The sequence below is a fragment of the Streptomyces durocortorensis genome, from assembly GCF_031760065.1.
In the GTDB taxonomy this organism is placed as follows: Bacteria; Actinomycetota; Actinomycetes; order Streptomycetales; family Streptomycetaceae; genus Streptomyces.
The window spans coordinates 2,673,546-2,688,541 of record NZ_CP134500.1 but is presented as its reverse complement, the minus strand read 5'-3'; the positions used below and the strand labels follow the sequence as shown (position 1 = coordinate 2,688,541).

Sequence of the window (14,996 nt, the reverse complement as noted above, 5' to 3'; positions counted from 1 at the left end):
TTCGTTGCCCGGTAGCGGGATGACGGAGCGTACGGAGACAGTTGACGCAGATGTACCTCGCGTGGCACCGGGGGGCGTGTCGCGGCGAGGCAGTGAGCATGTCCTACGCATCGTGATACGTGCATATCGGGGAAACACCACACGGAGGTGTGCGCCATGGCCGACGCCGCGTCGCGGCTGACCGCTCTCGCCGAGGAGCTGCTCTCGGAACCCCTCCCGGTCCGCATCCGGGCCTGGGACGGCAGCGAATCGGGGCCGCCCGGGGCCCCCGTGCTCGTGATCCGGCACCGCCGTGCCCTGCGCCGGCTCCTGTGGAAGCCGGGCGAACTGGGCCTGGCCCGTGCCTGGGTGGCCGGGGAGATCGACGTCGACGGCGATCTGTACGAAGTGCTCGCCCGGATCGCCGGGCTCCTGTGGGACCGGGGCGCCGACGCCAAGGGCACCGTCCACCCGGTCCGCGACCCCGCCGCCCGCGCCTTCGCCCGCGGCCTCCTCCAGCTGGCGGGCCCCTGGCCGCCGCCCGCCCCGCCCGCCGAGGAGGTGCGCCGCCGCACCGGGCCGCTGCACACCAGACGCCGCGACAAGGAGGCCATCAGCCACCACTACGACGTCGGCAACGACTTCTACGCCCTGGTCCTCGGCCCGTCCATGGTCTATTCCTGCGCCTACTGGCAGGACGGCGGAACCCTGGAGGACGCCCAGCGCGACAAGCTCGACCTGGTCTGCCGCAAGCTCGCCCTGAAGGAGGGCGACCGCCTTCTGGACGTCGGCTGCGGCTGGGGCTCGATGGCCATCCACGCCGCCCGCGAGTACGGGGCGCGGGTCACCGGCGTCACCCTCTCCCGGGAACAGGCCGCCCACGCCCGCAAGCGCATCGCCGAGGAGGGCCTGACCGACCGGATCGAGATCCGCGTCCAGGACTACCGGGACGTCCTTCCCCAAGCTCTCGGCTCCGCTCGAACAGGGGATACCCCACCCGGACCGTACGACGCGATTTCCTCGATCGGCATGGCCGAGCACGTCGGCTCGGCCCGCTACCGCGAGTACGCCGATGACCTCTACGCCCTCCTGAAGCCCGGCGGCCGCCTCCTGAACCACCAGATCGCCCGCCGCCCCGAGCAGGACGAGGCCGCCTACCGCATCGACGCGTTCATCGACTCCTACGTCTTCCCCGACGGCGAACTGGCCCCGGTCGGCCGCACCCTGACCACCCTGGAGGAGGCCGGGTTCGAGGCGCGGGACGTCGAGGCGCTGCGCGAGCACTACGCGCTGACCCTGCGCCAGTGGGTGGCCAACCTGGAGCGGCACTGGGAGCGGGCGGTGGCAGCCACATCTCCGGGCCGGGCCAGGGTCTGGCGCCTCTACATGGCCGCCTCCGCGCTCTCCTTCGAGCACAACAAGATCGGCGTCAACCAGATCCTCGCGGTGCGCCCGCTGGAGGGCGGCGGCTCCCGGTCGCCGCTGCGCGCCCGCGCCTGGACGGAGCGGACGGGCGGCTGACCCGTACGCGTACGCCTCCGGTACGGGCGAGGGGCCGGTGCTCCGCTCTCCCAGCGGTGCACCGGCCCCTCGTCGTCCCCTCGTCCCGGCCCTCGGGCCGCCCGCCTACTCGGTCTTGATCGCCGTCAGCATGTTGAGCTTCGCCGCGCTGCGGGCGGGCCACAGCGAGGCGAGGACGCCCACCAGTCCGGCGAGGAGCAGGAAGAGCGCGAGCCGGTCCCACGGGATGACCAGGGCGTAGCCGGGGATGTCGGCGGACAGCGTCCGCCCGATCGCCCAGCCGAGGAAGACCCCGAGGCCGACCCCGATCACCGCGCCGAAGACCGAGATGACGACGGCTTCCAGACGGATCATCCGCTTGACACGACCGCGGTCGAGACCGATCGCGCGGAGCATGCCGATCTCCTGCTGCCGCTCGAACACCGACATCGCGAGGGTGTTCACGACCCCGAGGACCGCGATCAGCAGGGCCATGGCGAGCAGCCCGTACATGATGTTCAGGGCGGTGTTGATGAAGCCGCCGAACATGTCACGGATGTCCTGCCGGTCCATGACGCTCATCGCCGGGTTGTCGCCGAGCGCGTCCACGATGGACTGCTCGTTGGCCTTGCTCGCGCCGCCGTCCGTCTTGATCCAGATCTCGCGGATCTCGGGGCGGGAGGACGCGCTGTGCTTGTCGGCGAGCTCCTTGGGGATCACGAAGGTCGACAGGAAGTCGTTCTCCTTGTAGACCGCCCCGACCGTGATCTCGCCCTTCTTGTCGTCGTCGAACTTCACCGGGAGGGTGTCGCCGGTCTTCCAGCCGTTCGACTTCGCGGTCTTGGAGCCGACCGCGACCTGGCCGTCCTTCAGCGAGCTCAGCGAACCGGAGACGGTCTCCAGCGAGAAGACCTTCTCCACATCGCCCGGGTTGACGCCGGAGGCGGACTGGAACTCCCCGTCGACCTCGAACCAGGCAGCCTGCTGCGGGGAGATCGCGGAGACCCCGTCGGCCTTCTCCAGGGCGGTGAGCGCCGACCGGTCGAGCGAGTCGCCACTGGCCATCGTGACCATGTAGTCGGCCTTGATGTTGTCCGTGGTCATCTTGTCGATGGCCTGGCCGAGGGTGACGCCGAGCACCGAGATCCCGGTGACCAGGGTCAGTCCGATCGCCAGCGCGGAGGCCGTGGCTCCGGTACGCCGCGGGTTGCGGACCGCGTTCTGCGAGGCCAGCTTCCCGGAGACGCCGAACAGCTTCTTCAGCAGCGGCCGCACGAGGGCGATGACCGGACGGGACAGCAGCGGGATCAGGATGATGATGCCGATCAGGGCGAAGAACGCCCCGGCCGCGACCAGCTGACGGCCCGAGGTGCCGCCCGAGGCCGCGCCGCCGACGATGCCCGCCGCGCCGAGCAGGGCGATCACGCCGCCGATGGAGTTCCGTACGACCAGGGACTTCACGGAGGCCGTGGCGTGCACGCTGCTCATCGCGGCCACCGGGGCGATCTTCGCGGCCCGGCGGGCGGGCAGCCAGGCGGCCAGCACGGTGATCAGGATGCCGACCGCGAGGGCGGAGATGACGGCGGTCGGCGAGACGACCAGCGGGCCGGCGGGGATCTTGCCGCCGAGGAGACCCATGGCGGAGCGCAGGCCGGTGGCGAGGCCGAGGCCGAGGGCGAAGCCGATGACGGAGGCGAGCGTGCCGACGACGGCGGCCTCGATCAGCACCGAGCGCTTGACCTGGCGGCGGGAGGCGCCGATGGCCCGCATCAGGGCCAGCTCACGGGTCCGCTGGGCGACCAGCATGGTGAAGGTGTTGGCGATGAGGAAGACCCCGACGAACAGGGCGATGCCCGCGAAGGCCAGCAGCATGGTGTTGAGGCTGGTGAGGCCGCTCTCGATGTCCTCGGCCTGCTGGTCGGCGAGCGCCTTGCCGGTCTGCGCTGTCGCCTCCTCGGGCAGCAGCGGCAGGATCTCGTCCAGCAGCTTCTGGTCGGAGGTGCCCGCGGCGGCGGTCACGGTGGCGTCCTGGAAGACGCCGGGCTTCAGGTAGAGCTTCTGGGCGGTCGGGGTGTCGAACAGCACGAGGCTGCCGCCCGCGTTGACCGCACCGTCCTCGGTGGTGAAGACACCGGAGAGGGTGTACTCCTTCACCGGGCCGTTGGTGGCGACCCGCACCGGGTCGCCGACGCGGTACTTGCCCTTCTCCGCGGTGTCCTTGTCGAGCGCGATCTGACCGTTCTTCACCGGGCCGGTGCCCTGGGTGAAGTCGTACGCGCCGTCCTTGCCGTCCTTGCCGGGGGCGAAGTTGCCGCCGGTGTTGGACCAGCCGTTGCCGATCAGCTTGCCGTCCGGGTCGGCGACGCCGGCGAAGCCGTTGACCCGGCCGGTGGCGGAGGCCACGCCGTCCAGGCCGCGGATCTTGTCCAGGGTGGCCTCGTCGAGGCCGGGGGTCTTGTCGTCGCGGCCGCCGGCGTGGGTCGAGACGGCGACGGCGACGTCGTCGTAGCTCTTGGCCGACTGGTTGCGGAAGGCGTTGCCGAGGGTGTCGGTGAAGACCAGGGTGCCGGAGACGAACGCTACGCCGAGCATGACGGCGAGCACGGTCATCAGCAGCCTGGCCTTGTGCGCGAGCACATTGCGCAGGGCGGTACGGAACATGTCTGTGTGTCCTGGGATGGGTTCCGGAAGGGGGAGGGGGACGCGGTCGGGCCCTGGGCCGTACGCGTCAGCTGGTGCGGCCCTTCGCGTCGAACGCCTTCATACGGTCGAGGACTCCGTCGGCGGTGGGGTGCATCATCTGGTCGACGACCGCGCCGTCCGCGAGGAAGATGACCCGGTCCGCGTAGGAGGCGGCCACCGGGTCGTGCGTGACCATCACCACGGTCTGGCCCAGCTCGCGCACGGAGTTGCGCAGGAAGCCGAGGACCTCGGCGCCGGAGCGGGAGTCCAGGTTTCCGGTCGGCTCGTCACCGAAGATGATCTCGGGCTGCGAGGCCAGGGCACGAGCCACGGCGACGCGCTGCTGCTGACCGCCGGAGAGCTCGGTCGGGCGGTGCTTGAGCCGCTCGGAGAGCCCCACCATGTCGATGACCTTCTGGAGCCAGGCGGCGTCCGGCTTCCGGCCCGCGATGTCCATCGGCAGGGTGATGTTCTCCAGCGCGGTGAGCGTCGGCAGCAGGTTGAACGCCTGGAAGATGAAGCCGATCTTGTCCCGGCGCAGCTGGGTGAGCTGCTTGTCCTTCAGCGTCCCGAGCTCGGTGTCGCCGATGCGGACCGAACCGCTGCTGAAGCTGTCGAGACCGGCGACGCAGTGCATCAGCGTCGACTTGCCGGAACCCGAGGGGCCCATGATCGCGGTGAACTCGCCCTGCGGGAAGTCCACGGTCACCCGGTCCAGGGCGACGACCTGCGTCTCACCCTGGCCGTAGACCTTCGACAGCTCCGTGGCGCGGGCGGCTACCGCGGTGGCGCGGTGAACGGTGGGGGTGGTGGTCACAGGGACGCTCCTGGTTCGGGTGATGCGGATGGCACACGAGGTGCGGGGCGGGCGCTGACGGCGCTGCCCGGGGACTTACTCCATCGTTACGTCCCGATCGCGCCGGGGCGTCACTCCGGAAGCCCGTTCCGGTGGCCGTCTTGAGTCGCATCGCAGGGGTGAATCCGTCCTCCTGGGGTATGACACCGACCCTGAGCCCGGGGGAGCCCCACCCCGCCGGGTCCTGCTTCCGCCACTCGACGGCTACGCAGGGTGACCGGCGCTCTCGGTGGGCCGGGCACGCGCCCGGAGGAGGTCTCGGGGCGGATGGCGCGCCTCCCCGGGCGCCACGGGACCCGAGGGTGGCGGACACCCTGGCGAAGCCTGGCGCGGACCTGGCGTATTGGGCCGTACGGGTGCGGCGACTTTCCGTCATTCCCAACACGGCGTGTCGCCCGGCCGGGATCGGGCGCGGGCGCTGGGCGGCCCGGCCGGGTGTGCTGACGACCCCTCAAGCGGTCAATAAAATAAGACAACATCGCGCCACTGTTCCGCTGATCGAGGGACGCCCCCGGATAGGGTCGGTAGCCAACGCGGAGCCGCGCGGCACGCCCGGATGGTGGAACGTAGACACGGCGAGCTTAAACCTCGCTGCCCCTCGGGGGCGTGCCGGTTCGAGTCCGGCTCCGGGCACCACGCACCGCACCGAGCGTGACCCGGACGGCCCTGACCGTGACCGATGAGGTGATCGCGGCCCCGGCCCCGTACGCCGGGCGCCGGGCGGCTTCCTGGGGGCCGGGACGGCACGGCTGCCGCAAAGATCCTCCCCTGGCACTAGGGTCATTCTTTTGCCTACCCATTACTCTTGTCGCGAGGCCATGCAGTGTGGCCATGGAGGAGTGAGATGAGGAGCAGCAACCCGGTCTTCTCGCGACGGGGGTTCAGCCGCGACAACGGCCACGCGAGCTTCAACGCGGCGCCGCAGGCCGGGGCCGCCACGGCGGGGACCAACCCGTTCGCGCAGGGCACCGCCGCAAACCCGTACGCCACCAACCCTTACGCACAGGGCACCCAGCCCGGCGCCCCGGCGCCCGCGCGCACCGACGCGATGACCATCGACGACGTGGTGACGCGTACGGCGATGACGCTCGGCACCGTGATCGTGGCCGCCGCCATCGCGTGGTGGGTCATGCCGGTCGACCAGGCGAACCTGGGCAGCGCCTACGGCGTGGCCATCGGCGCCGCGCTCATCGGCTTCGTGCTGTCGCTGGTGAACTCGTTCAAGCGCCGGCCCTCGCCGGCGCTGATCCTGACGTACGCGGCGTTCGAGGGTGTCTTCCTCGGCATCGTCAGCAACATCGTCAGTGTCTACGTCGCTCCCGGTGCCGCGATGCAGGCGGTGCTCGGCACGATGGCGGTCTTCGCCGGTGTGCTGATCGCCTACCGCACCGGTCTGATCCGGGTCACGCGCCGCTTCTACGGCTTCGTGATGGCCGCCGCCATCGGCTTCATGCTGCTGATGATGGTCAACATGCTGTTCGCCGTGTTCGGCGGCGGTGACGGCCTCGGCTTCCGCAGCGGTGCGCTCGGCATCATCTTCGGCATCGTGGCCATCGTGATCGGCGCGTGCATCCTCGCCCTCAACTTCAAGCAGGTCGAGGACGGCATCGCGTACGGCGCTCCGCGCGAGGAGGCCTGGCTGGCGGCCTTCGGCCTCACCGTGACCCTGGTGTGGATCTACATCGAGATGCTGCGCCTGGTCGCGATCCTCAGCGGCGACGACTGACCCACCGCGCAGGACCCGCACCACCCGTAACACCCGCAACACCGGAAGGGCCCGCAGGCACGATGCCTGCGGGCCCTTCCGTGTCCGGGGCGCGCGGCTCACAACAGCTTGCGAGCGGCCCGCCTCAGGTCGTGCTCGTGGATGATCGCCTTGGCGTGGCCATAGGCGAGCTCGTGCTCACCGCGCAGCCAGCTGACCTTCTCCTCGAAGCGGATGAGAGAGGGGCCTTCGTCGACGGTCCGGAGCCAGTCGGAGATCTCACGACCGGTGCATTGAGGGATGCGGGCGAGCAGATTGCGATGGGTTTCTTCGGAGAAGACATGCGACATCGGCGCCTCCGACGCAGTGCGCGTAGCTGTTCCTTCCCGACACCGTGCCCGAGCGGACGACCGTTGGCAACCATGCCGTGAGGGCGCGTAGGGTCGCGGAGTGCTCGATACGACGCCCCTCATCCAGGCCGTGGACCGCTTCGCCGACCGGCTGCGCTCGGCCCCGCAGAGCCGCCTCCGGCGCGGCCTGGCCGCCGACGCCCTGGCCACCGCCCGCGAACTCGCCGCCCGGGCCCAGCGCCTGGAGAGCCCGGACTCCGGGCCGCGTGAGCTGCCGGACGCCGGGATGTTCGTCGTGGGCGACCAACTCGCCGTCGCCGGGCGGGACCTGGCCGTGGCACTGGAAACGGCCCCGTCCCAGGAGCTGGACGAGGCCGTGCGATACGTCGAGGAAGCGGCGGCGCGGGCTTTCCGCTAGGAAGCGCGAGCCGTCCGGTCAGAACGAGGCGATGACGCGGTCCGCGAGGATGTAGACGTTGTCCTCGCCGCAGGAGAAGGTCAGCGCATAGGCGCCGGAGACGCCCGAGCCGCCCAGCAGGACCGGCTGCCGACCCGCCCGCAGCGCTTCGGAGAGCCGCTCGGCGGTCTCGCGGTGGCCGGGGGTCATGCAGAGCGTGGTGCCGTCGGCGAAGACGTACACATCGAGCGTGCCCAGCGGGCCGGGACGCACATCGGTCAGCTCGGTCGCCAGGTCGGCCAGCTCTTCGAGACGGCTCACGGTGCGCTCGTGGTCGGTGACCACGGGCGTCTGTACGGGGACGAAGTCCGGGTGCGAGGGGTGGCGGCGGCGGGCCGCGGCCAGCTCGGGGGAGTCCTCGGGGAACTCGGCGATCTCGGGAAGGTCGGTCAGCTCACCGGCCTCGTGCTCCGCGAGGGTGCGCTCGCTGAGCTCGACCAGCTCCTCCATCGCCTCGGCCGCTTCGAGGTCCAGGGACTCCAGACCGGCGAAGTCGGCCTGCCGGGGCAGGTAGTACGGGGCGGTGTCCTCACCGAGGCCCGACAGACCGCCCAGCAGGGACGGGGCGTCGGCGGCGTCACGGGCCTCCTGGGCCGCCCAGAAGGCGCGCGCCTCGGCCAGCTCCCGCTCCCGCTCCTCGGCCAGCGCCTCGGCGACCGCCGCGCGTATCTCCTCGGCGGGGGTGGCCGTACTGCGGCTCTGCGGTGGCACGGAGGCGGCCCGGGCGTAGCCGTCGGCCAGCTCGGTACGCAGGGCCGCGACCTGCTTGCGCAGCCCGTGAGCGGCGTGCAGCGCGGCGGCGCCGACGGCCGTGGCAGCGGCGGTGGTCAGCAACAGGGCAAATGACATGGCGCTCACTGACATACTCCCGGTTTCAATCGATACCCCCGACTTCCTACATCAGCTTGGCCTGTCGGGGTACGGGCTGTCAGTGCATTACGTCACGAAATGGACAGGTCTTTCGGTCCGATGTTTAGGTCCAAAATGCTGTGACCTGCGGAAACGACTCTCCCCCGGGGTGCAGATCACATCCTGGGGGAGATTCGGTCACGGTCGGAGCTCGACGGGGTTCGAAAACCCCGCGACGCGGAAGGTCCAGCCGGGCCTTCCGCGCCTGCGAGGCCTCAGCTCAGCCGCTCGTGCTTGTGGTCGCGCTGGGCTTCGCCTCCGCTGCGGGCAGGTGCCGCACTCGTACCTCGCGCGCCCCCTACCCTCCGCTGCGCCTCAGCTCAGCCGCTCGATCACCATCGCCATGCCCTGGCCGCCGCCCACGCACATCGTCTCCAGGCCGAACTGCTTGTCGTGGAACTGGAGGCTGTTGATCAGCGTGCCGGTGATGCGGGCGCCGGTCATGCCGAAGGGGTGGCCGACCGCGATCGCGCCGCCGTTGACGTTGACCTTCTCCAGCGGCAGGCCGAGATCCCGGTAGGACGGGATGACCTGGGCGGCGAACGCCTCGTTGATCTCGGCGAGGTCGATGTCGCCGATGGTCAGGCCCGCCCGATTCAGCGCCTGCTTGCTGGCCTCGACCGGGCCGTAGCCCATGATCTCGGGGGAGAGGCCGGAGACGCCGGTGGAGACGATCCGGGCCAGCGGGGTCAGGCCCAGCTCGCGCGCCTTCGTGTCGGACATGATCACCAGGGCGGCCGCGCCGTCGTTGAGCGGGCAGCAGTTGCCCGCGGTGACCAGGCCGTCGGGGCGGAAGACCGGCTTCAGGCCCTGCACGCCCTCCAGCGTGACACCCGCGCGCGGGCCGTCGTCCTTGGAGACGACCGTGCCGTCGGGGGTGGTGACCGGGGTGATCTCCCGCGCCCAGAAGCCGTTCTTCAGGGCTTCCTCGGCGAGGTTCTGCGACCGTACGCCGAACTCGTCCATGTCCTGGCGGGTGACGCCCTTGGAGCGGGCCAGGTTCTCGGCCGTCTGCCCCATCGAGATGTACGCGTCCGGGACCAGGCCGTCCTCACGCGGGTCGTGCCAGCCCGCGCCGGACTCCTCGGCGCGGGCCGCGGTACGGGCCTCGGCCTCGGCGAACAGCGGGTTGTGCGTGTCCGGCAGGCTGTCGGAGTTGCCCTTGGTGAAGCGGGACACCATCTCGACACCGGCCGAGATGAAGACATCGCCCTCGCCCGCCTTGATCGCGTGCAGCGCCATCCGGCTGGTCTGGAGCGAGGAGGAGCAGTAGCGGGTGACCGTACAGCCGGGAAGGTGGTCCATCCCCATCTGTACGGCGATGATGCGGCCCAGGTTGTTGCCCTGCTCGCCGCCGGGCAGGCCGCAGCCCAGCATCAGGTCGTCGATGTCCTTCGGGTCCAGCTCGGGAACCTTGGCCAGCGCGGTCTGGATGATCGTGGCGGTCAGGTCGTCCGCGCGCAGGTCCTTCAGGGACCCCTTGAAGGCGCGGCCGATCGGCGAACGGGCGGCAGAGACGATCACGGCTTCGGGCATCACGCGGCTCCATGAGGGCTGGAAGGCTGTGTGGACAGGCAGAACTCCTCTGGAAGTTACCCGGACGTATCGCCGGGGTCACCCGGCAGGCCGTGTGATGCGGAACTCTTTTCTAAGCGCTTGCTCAGGCACGCCTCCTGCGGATGGCGGCCGCCGCTACGCGTGCCCGTGGGCGGCGTCCGGGTGCGGGTGCGGGACGGGCTCGGTGGAGGAGGGCAGACGCCGCCGCCTGCGGTGCTTGAGGAGAGCCCAGGGCGCCCGGGCCCCCGTGACCTCCGTACCGGCCTCCCGGGCCGCCTGGGAGGCCGCCTTCGCCACCGGGAGGATGTCCTCCCGCCGCGCACCGTCCAGCCGGTCGCTCTCCGGCCACAGGCCCAGCACCGCGCAGAGCGTGGGCAGGACCGCCATGGCCGCCGTGGCGTACCCCTCGGCCGACGGGTGGTAGTTGTCCGGGCCGAACAGCTCGCGCGGGTTCGCCGCGAACTCCGGGCCCAGCAGATCCCCCAGAGACACCGTGCGCCCGCCCTGCTCCACCGCCCCGATCGTCTGCGCGGCCGCCAGCTGCCGACTCACCCGCCGGGCCAGCCAGCGCAGCGGCTGGTAGACCGGCTCGATCGTGCCCAGGTCCGGACAGGTCCCGACGACCACCTCGGCCCCCGCCGTCCGCAGTCTGCGCACCGCCGTCGTCAGACAGCGCACCGACTGGGTGGCGGGCATCCGGTGGGTGACATCGTTCGCCCCGATCATGATCACGCAGACGTCCGGGGTGCGCGCCGGGTCCGCGAGCAGCAGCGAGACCTGCCGCTCCAGATCGTCCGACCGGGCCCCAGGCAGGGCCACGTTCCGCAGATCCACCGGCCGCTCGGCGACCGCCGCGAGCCCCGAGGCGAGCAGCGCCCCCGGGGTCTGCCCGGCCCGCCGCACCCCCTGGCCAGCCGCCGTCGAATCCCCGAGCATCCCGAGCCGCAGGGGATCGGACGGACCGGCGAACGCCACCCCGTAGCGCCCGTCCGCACTCGGCGGAACCGGAGCCGTCCCGCCCCCCACCTGCCTCTTCGCGAGCTGGACCTCCGCCAGGAACACGCCCACGGCCGCCGCACCGATCAGCCCGATGCTGCCACCGCCGTAAGCCGCGCCCGCCGCGATCCGCCGTGCCACCCTTGCTCTCGACACAGTCCGGTCCACCTCCTCCTCGCCGTACAGCCGTACACCTACCTACCTGCCCCGCGAGGACCTCCGTGTACTCCTTCCCGTACGCAGAGTCCTCCCCGTACGCATACTCTGGGCCGGACCATCTCGGAGATCCCGGAGTACACGGTGCAATTCCACGATTCGATGATCAGTCTTGTCGGCAACACCCCGCTGGTGAGGCTGCGCAACGTCACGGCAGGTATCCAGGCGACCGTCCTGGCCAAGGTCGAGTACTTCAACCCCGGCGGGTCCGTGAAGGACCGCATCGCGCTGCGCATGATCGAGGCGGCCGAGCAGAGCGGGGAGCTGAAGCCCGGCGGCACGATCGTCGAGCCGACCAGCGGCAACACCGGCGTCGGCCTCGCCATCGTCGCGCAGCAGAAGGGCTACAAGTGCATCTTCGTCTGCCCGGACAAGGTGTCCACGGACAAGATCAACGTGCTGCGCGCGTACGGCGCCGAGGTCGTCGTCTGCCCCACGGCCGTTGACCCCGAGCACCCCGATTCCTACTACAACGTCTCCGACCGGCTGGTCACCGAGACGCCGGGCGCCTGGAAGCCGGACCAGTACTCCAACCCGAACAACCCGCGCTCGCACTACGAGACCACCGGTCCCGAACTGTGGGAGCAGACCGAGGGGAAGATCACCCACTTCGTCGCGGGCGTCGGCACCGGCGGCACGATCAGCGGCACCGGGCGCTACCTCAAGGAGATCAGCGACGGCGCGGTCCAGGTCATCGGCGCGGACCCGGAGGGCTCGGTCTACTCCGGCGGCTCCGGTCGGCCGTATCTGGTCGAGGGCGTCGGCGAGGACTTCTGGCCGAGCGCCTACGACCGGAACGTCACCGACGAGATCGTCGCGGTGTCCGACAAGGACTCCTTCCAGATGACGCGCCGACTTGCCAAGGAGGAGGGGCTGCTCGTCGGCGGCTCCTGCGGCATGGCGGTCGTCGGCGCCCTGGAGGTCGCCAAGCGGCTCGGCCCCGAGGACGTCGTCGTGGTGCTGCTCCCCGACAGCGGCCGCGGCTACCTGAGCAAGATCTTCAACGACGAGTGGATGGCCGACTACGGCTTCCTGGAGGACTCCGGCGCCTCCGCCAACGTGGGCGCGGTCCTGGACTTCAAGGAGGGCCCGATGCCCTCCCTCGTCCACATGCACCCGGAGGAGACGGTCGGCGAGGCCATCGAGGTGCTGCGTGAGTACGGCGTCTCCCAGATGCCGATCGTGAAGCCGGGCGCCGGCCACCCGGACGTGATGGCCGCCGAGGTCATCGGCTCCGTCGTGGAACGGCAGCTGCTGGACGCGCTGTTCACCCAGCGTGCCTCGCTGACCGACCCGCTGGAGAAGCACATGTCGGCCCCGCTGCCGCAGGTCGGCTCCGGCGAACCGGTCGAGGACCTGATGGCCGTGCTCAGCGGCACGGACGGCGCGGACGCGGCGATCGTGCTCGTCGAGGGCAAGCCCAAGGGTGTGGTGAGCCGCCAGGACCTGCTGGCGTTCCTCGCCAAGGACGCGGGCACGACGAAGGCCTGACGGGTCGGCAGCGGTTTCCGGGGCCCCTGGGACCGGGCTGCGTCCGGGGCGGCTCGGTGCCACGGTGGTCCGGAGGTTCGGGGACCCGGTGTCTCGGCAACGGGGCTTCGGGTCCCGGCGTCCCAGCGTCCCGGAAACAGGGCTTCGCGAAAACGGTACGAGCGTGTCACGTTCGCGCAGCACCCGCTTAACACCGCTCCGGCACATTGGTGGGTGTCGGCAGGGAAACCCGCCGGCACCCAGAACGGCGACACCGGACTACGGAGCGGCTCCCGGACCTCCACCGTCGCCCGGACGCGGGAATCCGGCCCTGACCCGGACCGCGTCCCTCGCGGGGACCGCCGTCGTCCCGCCCCCCGGGCAACCGGGGGTGCGGCGGCCCCGCGACATACTCCGCTGCGGCCGGGCTCCTTCGCGGGTCCGGCCGCACGGTCATGCCGCGCGACACCATCCGGGCGCAGGCCTTCCAGCGCTCAGCCCTTCCAGCGCTCAGCCCTTCCAGCGCTCAGCCCTTTCGGCGTTCCCTCAGCCGCTCAGTCCTTCCAGTCGGATATCGCGCGCTCGTCCCGGCGACGGAACAGCTGTCCGTTCCGTGCCGCCTGGAACGCGTTGACCCCGACGATGCCGAGCCAGGCCACGACCAGTCCCTCGATCCCGGCGTTCGCCACACCGATCGCGGACAGGGGGACGGCCAGGACCAGCGAGACGATCCCCAGACCATGCCGCTCCCCGAAGCTCCCCGGCTGCGTCGGCCGCGCACCCCGGGCCATGGTGACCTGCTGCTCGGCCAGCTGCCTGCGGACCTGGCGGTCGAGCGTGGTGTCGAGGCGCTGCTCGACCTTCTCCAGGAACGAGTCGATGAGCGCGGCCTCATACTCCGCTCCCAGCTCGCCACGGGCATGGAGGGTGGCGGCGAGCTCCTTCTTGAGTTCCTGGTCCCGGGCTTCCATGCCGACCACGGTACGGAAGCCCGGGCCCCCGTGACAGTGGGGTTAGCCCCCGAATTTTGTGGGGCTAACCCCCTCCAGAGGGTGTACGGCCCCCGGAGGGGCAGGGAGGAGAGCCGAGGGGCGGTCAGCGGAACTGGGAGGCCCGTCGGCGCCGGGAAGGTGCCGTCACGTCGGGTACGAGTCCGGCGCCCGCGCCTGGAACCTCGCGCCAGGCGCGGATCCTGGCAGCGACCCGGGCCAGACGAGCGTCCCCCGGAGGTACGTTCAGATAGAACAGCCCCTCGTACGGGTGGCGATCGTCGCCGCCCCAGCGAACGACGCCCTCGGCGTCGGCGAGGATGTCGCGGATCGTCAGCTCCTGTCGGGAGGTGAAACCGCCCCGCACTCCGGGCGGGTAGGAGTCCGGGCGAACGACGACGGCGGTTCCCGAGGCCCGGTTCGACTCGGGGAGCCGGCTGTCGCGTATCGACGACGGGGCCGCCCACCCCACGAGCGGGTTCGGTTCGCCGCGCAGCCCCAGAGCCTCGACCTCGTAGTGGAATCGGCGGATCACATGGGCCAGGACCGATTCGACGTCTCCCGTGCGAACCGGGACGCTCAGCGGGGTGCCCTCCACGTGACGTGTGGCGATGTCGCCCTCGTCGTCGGTGGCTTTCTCCATCTCCCATCCGTTGGCGGACGCCCGGTCGGTCAGGATGCGGCGGCGCCGCGCCTCCACCCGGCGCAAGGCTGCTTTGAGCTCGTCGTTCCTGAGGGGCCGCGGCGCGGCCGCAGCCGGCGTCGCGAGGAGGGTGGAGGAGGTGATGCCGACGGCGGCGACGCCGGCCGCGGTGATGAGAGCGTTTCTGCGGGACATGTCGGTGAGGCTCAACAGTCAGCCTTTCTTCCGCGACGCAGTGCGTTGCATGGGGTGGAGAACGACGGAGGCGACGGCGCTGAGAAGCGCCAGCAGTGTCAGGACGGCGATGGTCGGGTTGATGTATTCGGGGATGAGGACGGAGTAGTCGCGACCGTTCGATGCCTCGCAGACGAGCCGCAGTGGGAGGAAGTCCCCTCTGCGGCCGACGAGGGACGGCACCCCTTCGGGACGTTGCCGCTCGCACTCCTGGGCTTGCTCCTGGTCCTCAAGGAAAAGGACGTGGAGAAGTCCCCACAGGTAGAGGGCGATTCCCGCAGCGATCGCTGCCAGCGCCACGTCCCGCCCGGCACGGACAGACGTGTAGCGCGGCCGGGTCCGCCGTGCGAGCCGTGAGCACAGGTAGGCCGTGATGCTCACGAGCGTTGTGATTCCCACGAAGAAGACGACCATCAGGGTTCCTGGGTCGTGTCCTCGCCAGGGGTCGGAGGC

At 70.7% G+C, this 14,996-nt stretch carries 13 protein-coding genes and 1 tRNA gene; 5 read left to right on the top strand and 9 right to left on the bottom strand.

Translation table 11 applies throughout. The features are described 5' to 3' along the window. The first annotated feature begins 156 nt into the window (after positions 1–156). On the top strand, positions 157–1,500 hold the full coding sequence (locus RI138_RS11785; RefSeq protein WP_311119876.1) for a cyclopropane-fatty-acyl-phospholipid synthase family protein: 1,344 nt from the start codon (positions 157–159) through the stop codon (positions 1,498–1,500). A gap of 105 nt (positions 1,501–1,605) precedes the next feature. On the opposite strand, the gene RI138_RS11780 is transcribed toward RI138_RS11785, so the two are convergent. Both RI138_RS11780 and RI138_RS11775 read right to left on the bottom strand, forming a co-directional pair. Further along, positions 1,606–4,140, bottom strand: a complete 2,535-nt coding sequence (locus tag RI138_RS11780; RefSeq protein WP_311119875.1) for an ABC transporter permease — start codon at positions 4,138–4,140, stop codon at positions 1,606–1,608. Positions 4,141–4,207: 67 nt separating this feature from the next. Further along, on the bottom strand, positions 4,208–4,978 hold the full coding sequence (locus RI138_RS11775; protein WP_096627007.1) for an ABC transporter ATP-binding protein: 771 nt from the start codon (positions 4,976–4,978) through the stop codon (positions 4,208–4,210). A gap of 589 nt (positions 4,979–5,567) precedes the next feature. Here RI138_RS11775 and RI138_RS11770 point away from each other — a divergent pair. Together RI138_RS11770 and RI138_RS11765 are read left to right on the top strand one after the other, a co-directional pair. Continuing rightward, positions 5,568–5,653: transfer RNA gene (locus tag RI138_RS11770), tRNA-Leu, on the top strand. 208 nt (positions 5,654–5,861) lie between these two features. Continuing rightward, the gene (locus RI138_RS11765) at positions 5,862–6,743 is read left to right on the top strand and encodes a Bax inhibitor-1/YccA family protein (protein ID WP_311119874.1); all 882 of its coding nucleotides are present in this window, start codon (positions 5,862–5,864) and stop codon (positions 6,741–6,743) included. 98 nt (positions 6,744–6,841) lie between these two features. Here the strand turns inward: RI138_RS11765 and RI138_RS11760 are convergent, their stop codons facing one another. After that, on the bottom strand, positions 6,842–7,072 hold the full coding sequence (locus RI138_RS11760; protein WP_096627009.1) for a DUF4287 domain-containing protein: 231 nt from the start codon (positions 7,070–7,072) through the stop codon (positions 6,842–6,844). A gap of 100 nt (positions 7,073–7,172) precedes the next feature. Between RI138_RS11760 and RI138_RS11755 the strand changes: the two genes are divergently transcribed. Continuing rightward, positions 7,173–7,490 carry a hypothetical protein gene (locus RI138_RS11755; RefSeq protein WP_096627010.1) on the top strand — a complete coding sequence of 106 codons (318 nt, stop codon included), beginning with the start codon at positions 7,173–7,175 and terminating at the stop codon, positions 7,488–7,490. A gap of 18 nt (positions 7,491–7,508) precedes the next feature. On the opposite strand, the gene RI138_RS11750 is transcribed toward RI138_RS11755, so the two are convergent. From RI138_RS11750 to RI138_RS11740, 3 genes are all read right to left on the bottom strand, one after another. Continuing rightward, positions 7,509–8,363, bottom strand: coding sequence for a hypothetical protein (locus tag RI138_RS11750; RefSeq protein ID WP_096627011.1), 855 nt, complete (start codon positions 8,361–8,363; stop codon positions 7,509–7,511). A gap of 390 nt (positions 8,364–8,753) precedes the next feature. Next, positions 8,754–9,974, bottom strand: a complete 1,221-nt coding sequence (locus RI138_RS11745) for an acetyl-CoA C-acetyltransferase (RefSeq protein WP_311119873.1) — start codon at positions 9,972–9,974, stop codon at positions 8,754–8,756. A gap of 156 nt (positions 9,975–10,130) precedes the next feature. Next, positions 10,131–11,132, bottom strand: a complete 1,002-nt coding sequence (locus RI138_RS11740; RefSeq protein WP_311122862.1) for an SGNH/GDSL hydrolase family protein — start codon at positions 11,130–11,132, stop codon at positions 10,131–10,133. A 159-nt stretch (positions 11,133–11,291) separates the two neighbouring features. Between RI138_RS11740 and RI138_RS11735 the strand changes: the two genes are divergently transcribed. Continuing rightward, a complete protein-coding gene (locus tag RI138_RS11735) occupies positions 11,292–12,698 on the top strand; it encodes a cystathionine beta-synthase (protein WP_096627014.1) in 1,407 nt (468 codons plus the stop codon). 533 nt (positions 12,699–13,231) lie between these two features. On the opposite strand, the gene RI138_RS11730 is transcribed toward RI138_RS11735, so the two are convergent. The 3 genes from RI138_RS11730 to RI138_RS11720 form a co-directional block, all read right to left on the bottom strand. Continuing rightward, positions 13,232–13,648, bottom strand: coding sequence for a hypothetical protein (locus RI138_RS11730; protein ID WP_311119872.1), 417 nt, complete (start codon positions 13,646–13,648; stop codon positions 13,232–13,234). 124 nt (positions 13,649–13,772) lie between these two features. Further along, a complete protein-coding gene (locus tag RI138_RS11725; protein WP_311119871.1) occupies positions 13,773–14,504 on the bottom strand; it encodes a hypothetical protein in 732 nt (243 codons plus the stop codon). Positions 14,505–14,522: 18 nt separating this feature from the next. Then, positions 14,523–14,957 carry a hypothetical protein gene (locus RI138_RS11720; protein WP_311119870.1) on the bottom strand — a complete coding sequence of 145 codons (435 nt, stop codon included), beginning with the start codon at positions 14,955–14,957 and terminating at the stop codon, positions 14,523–14,525. Between the last annotated feature and the right edge of the window lie 39 nt (positions 14,958–14,996).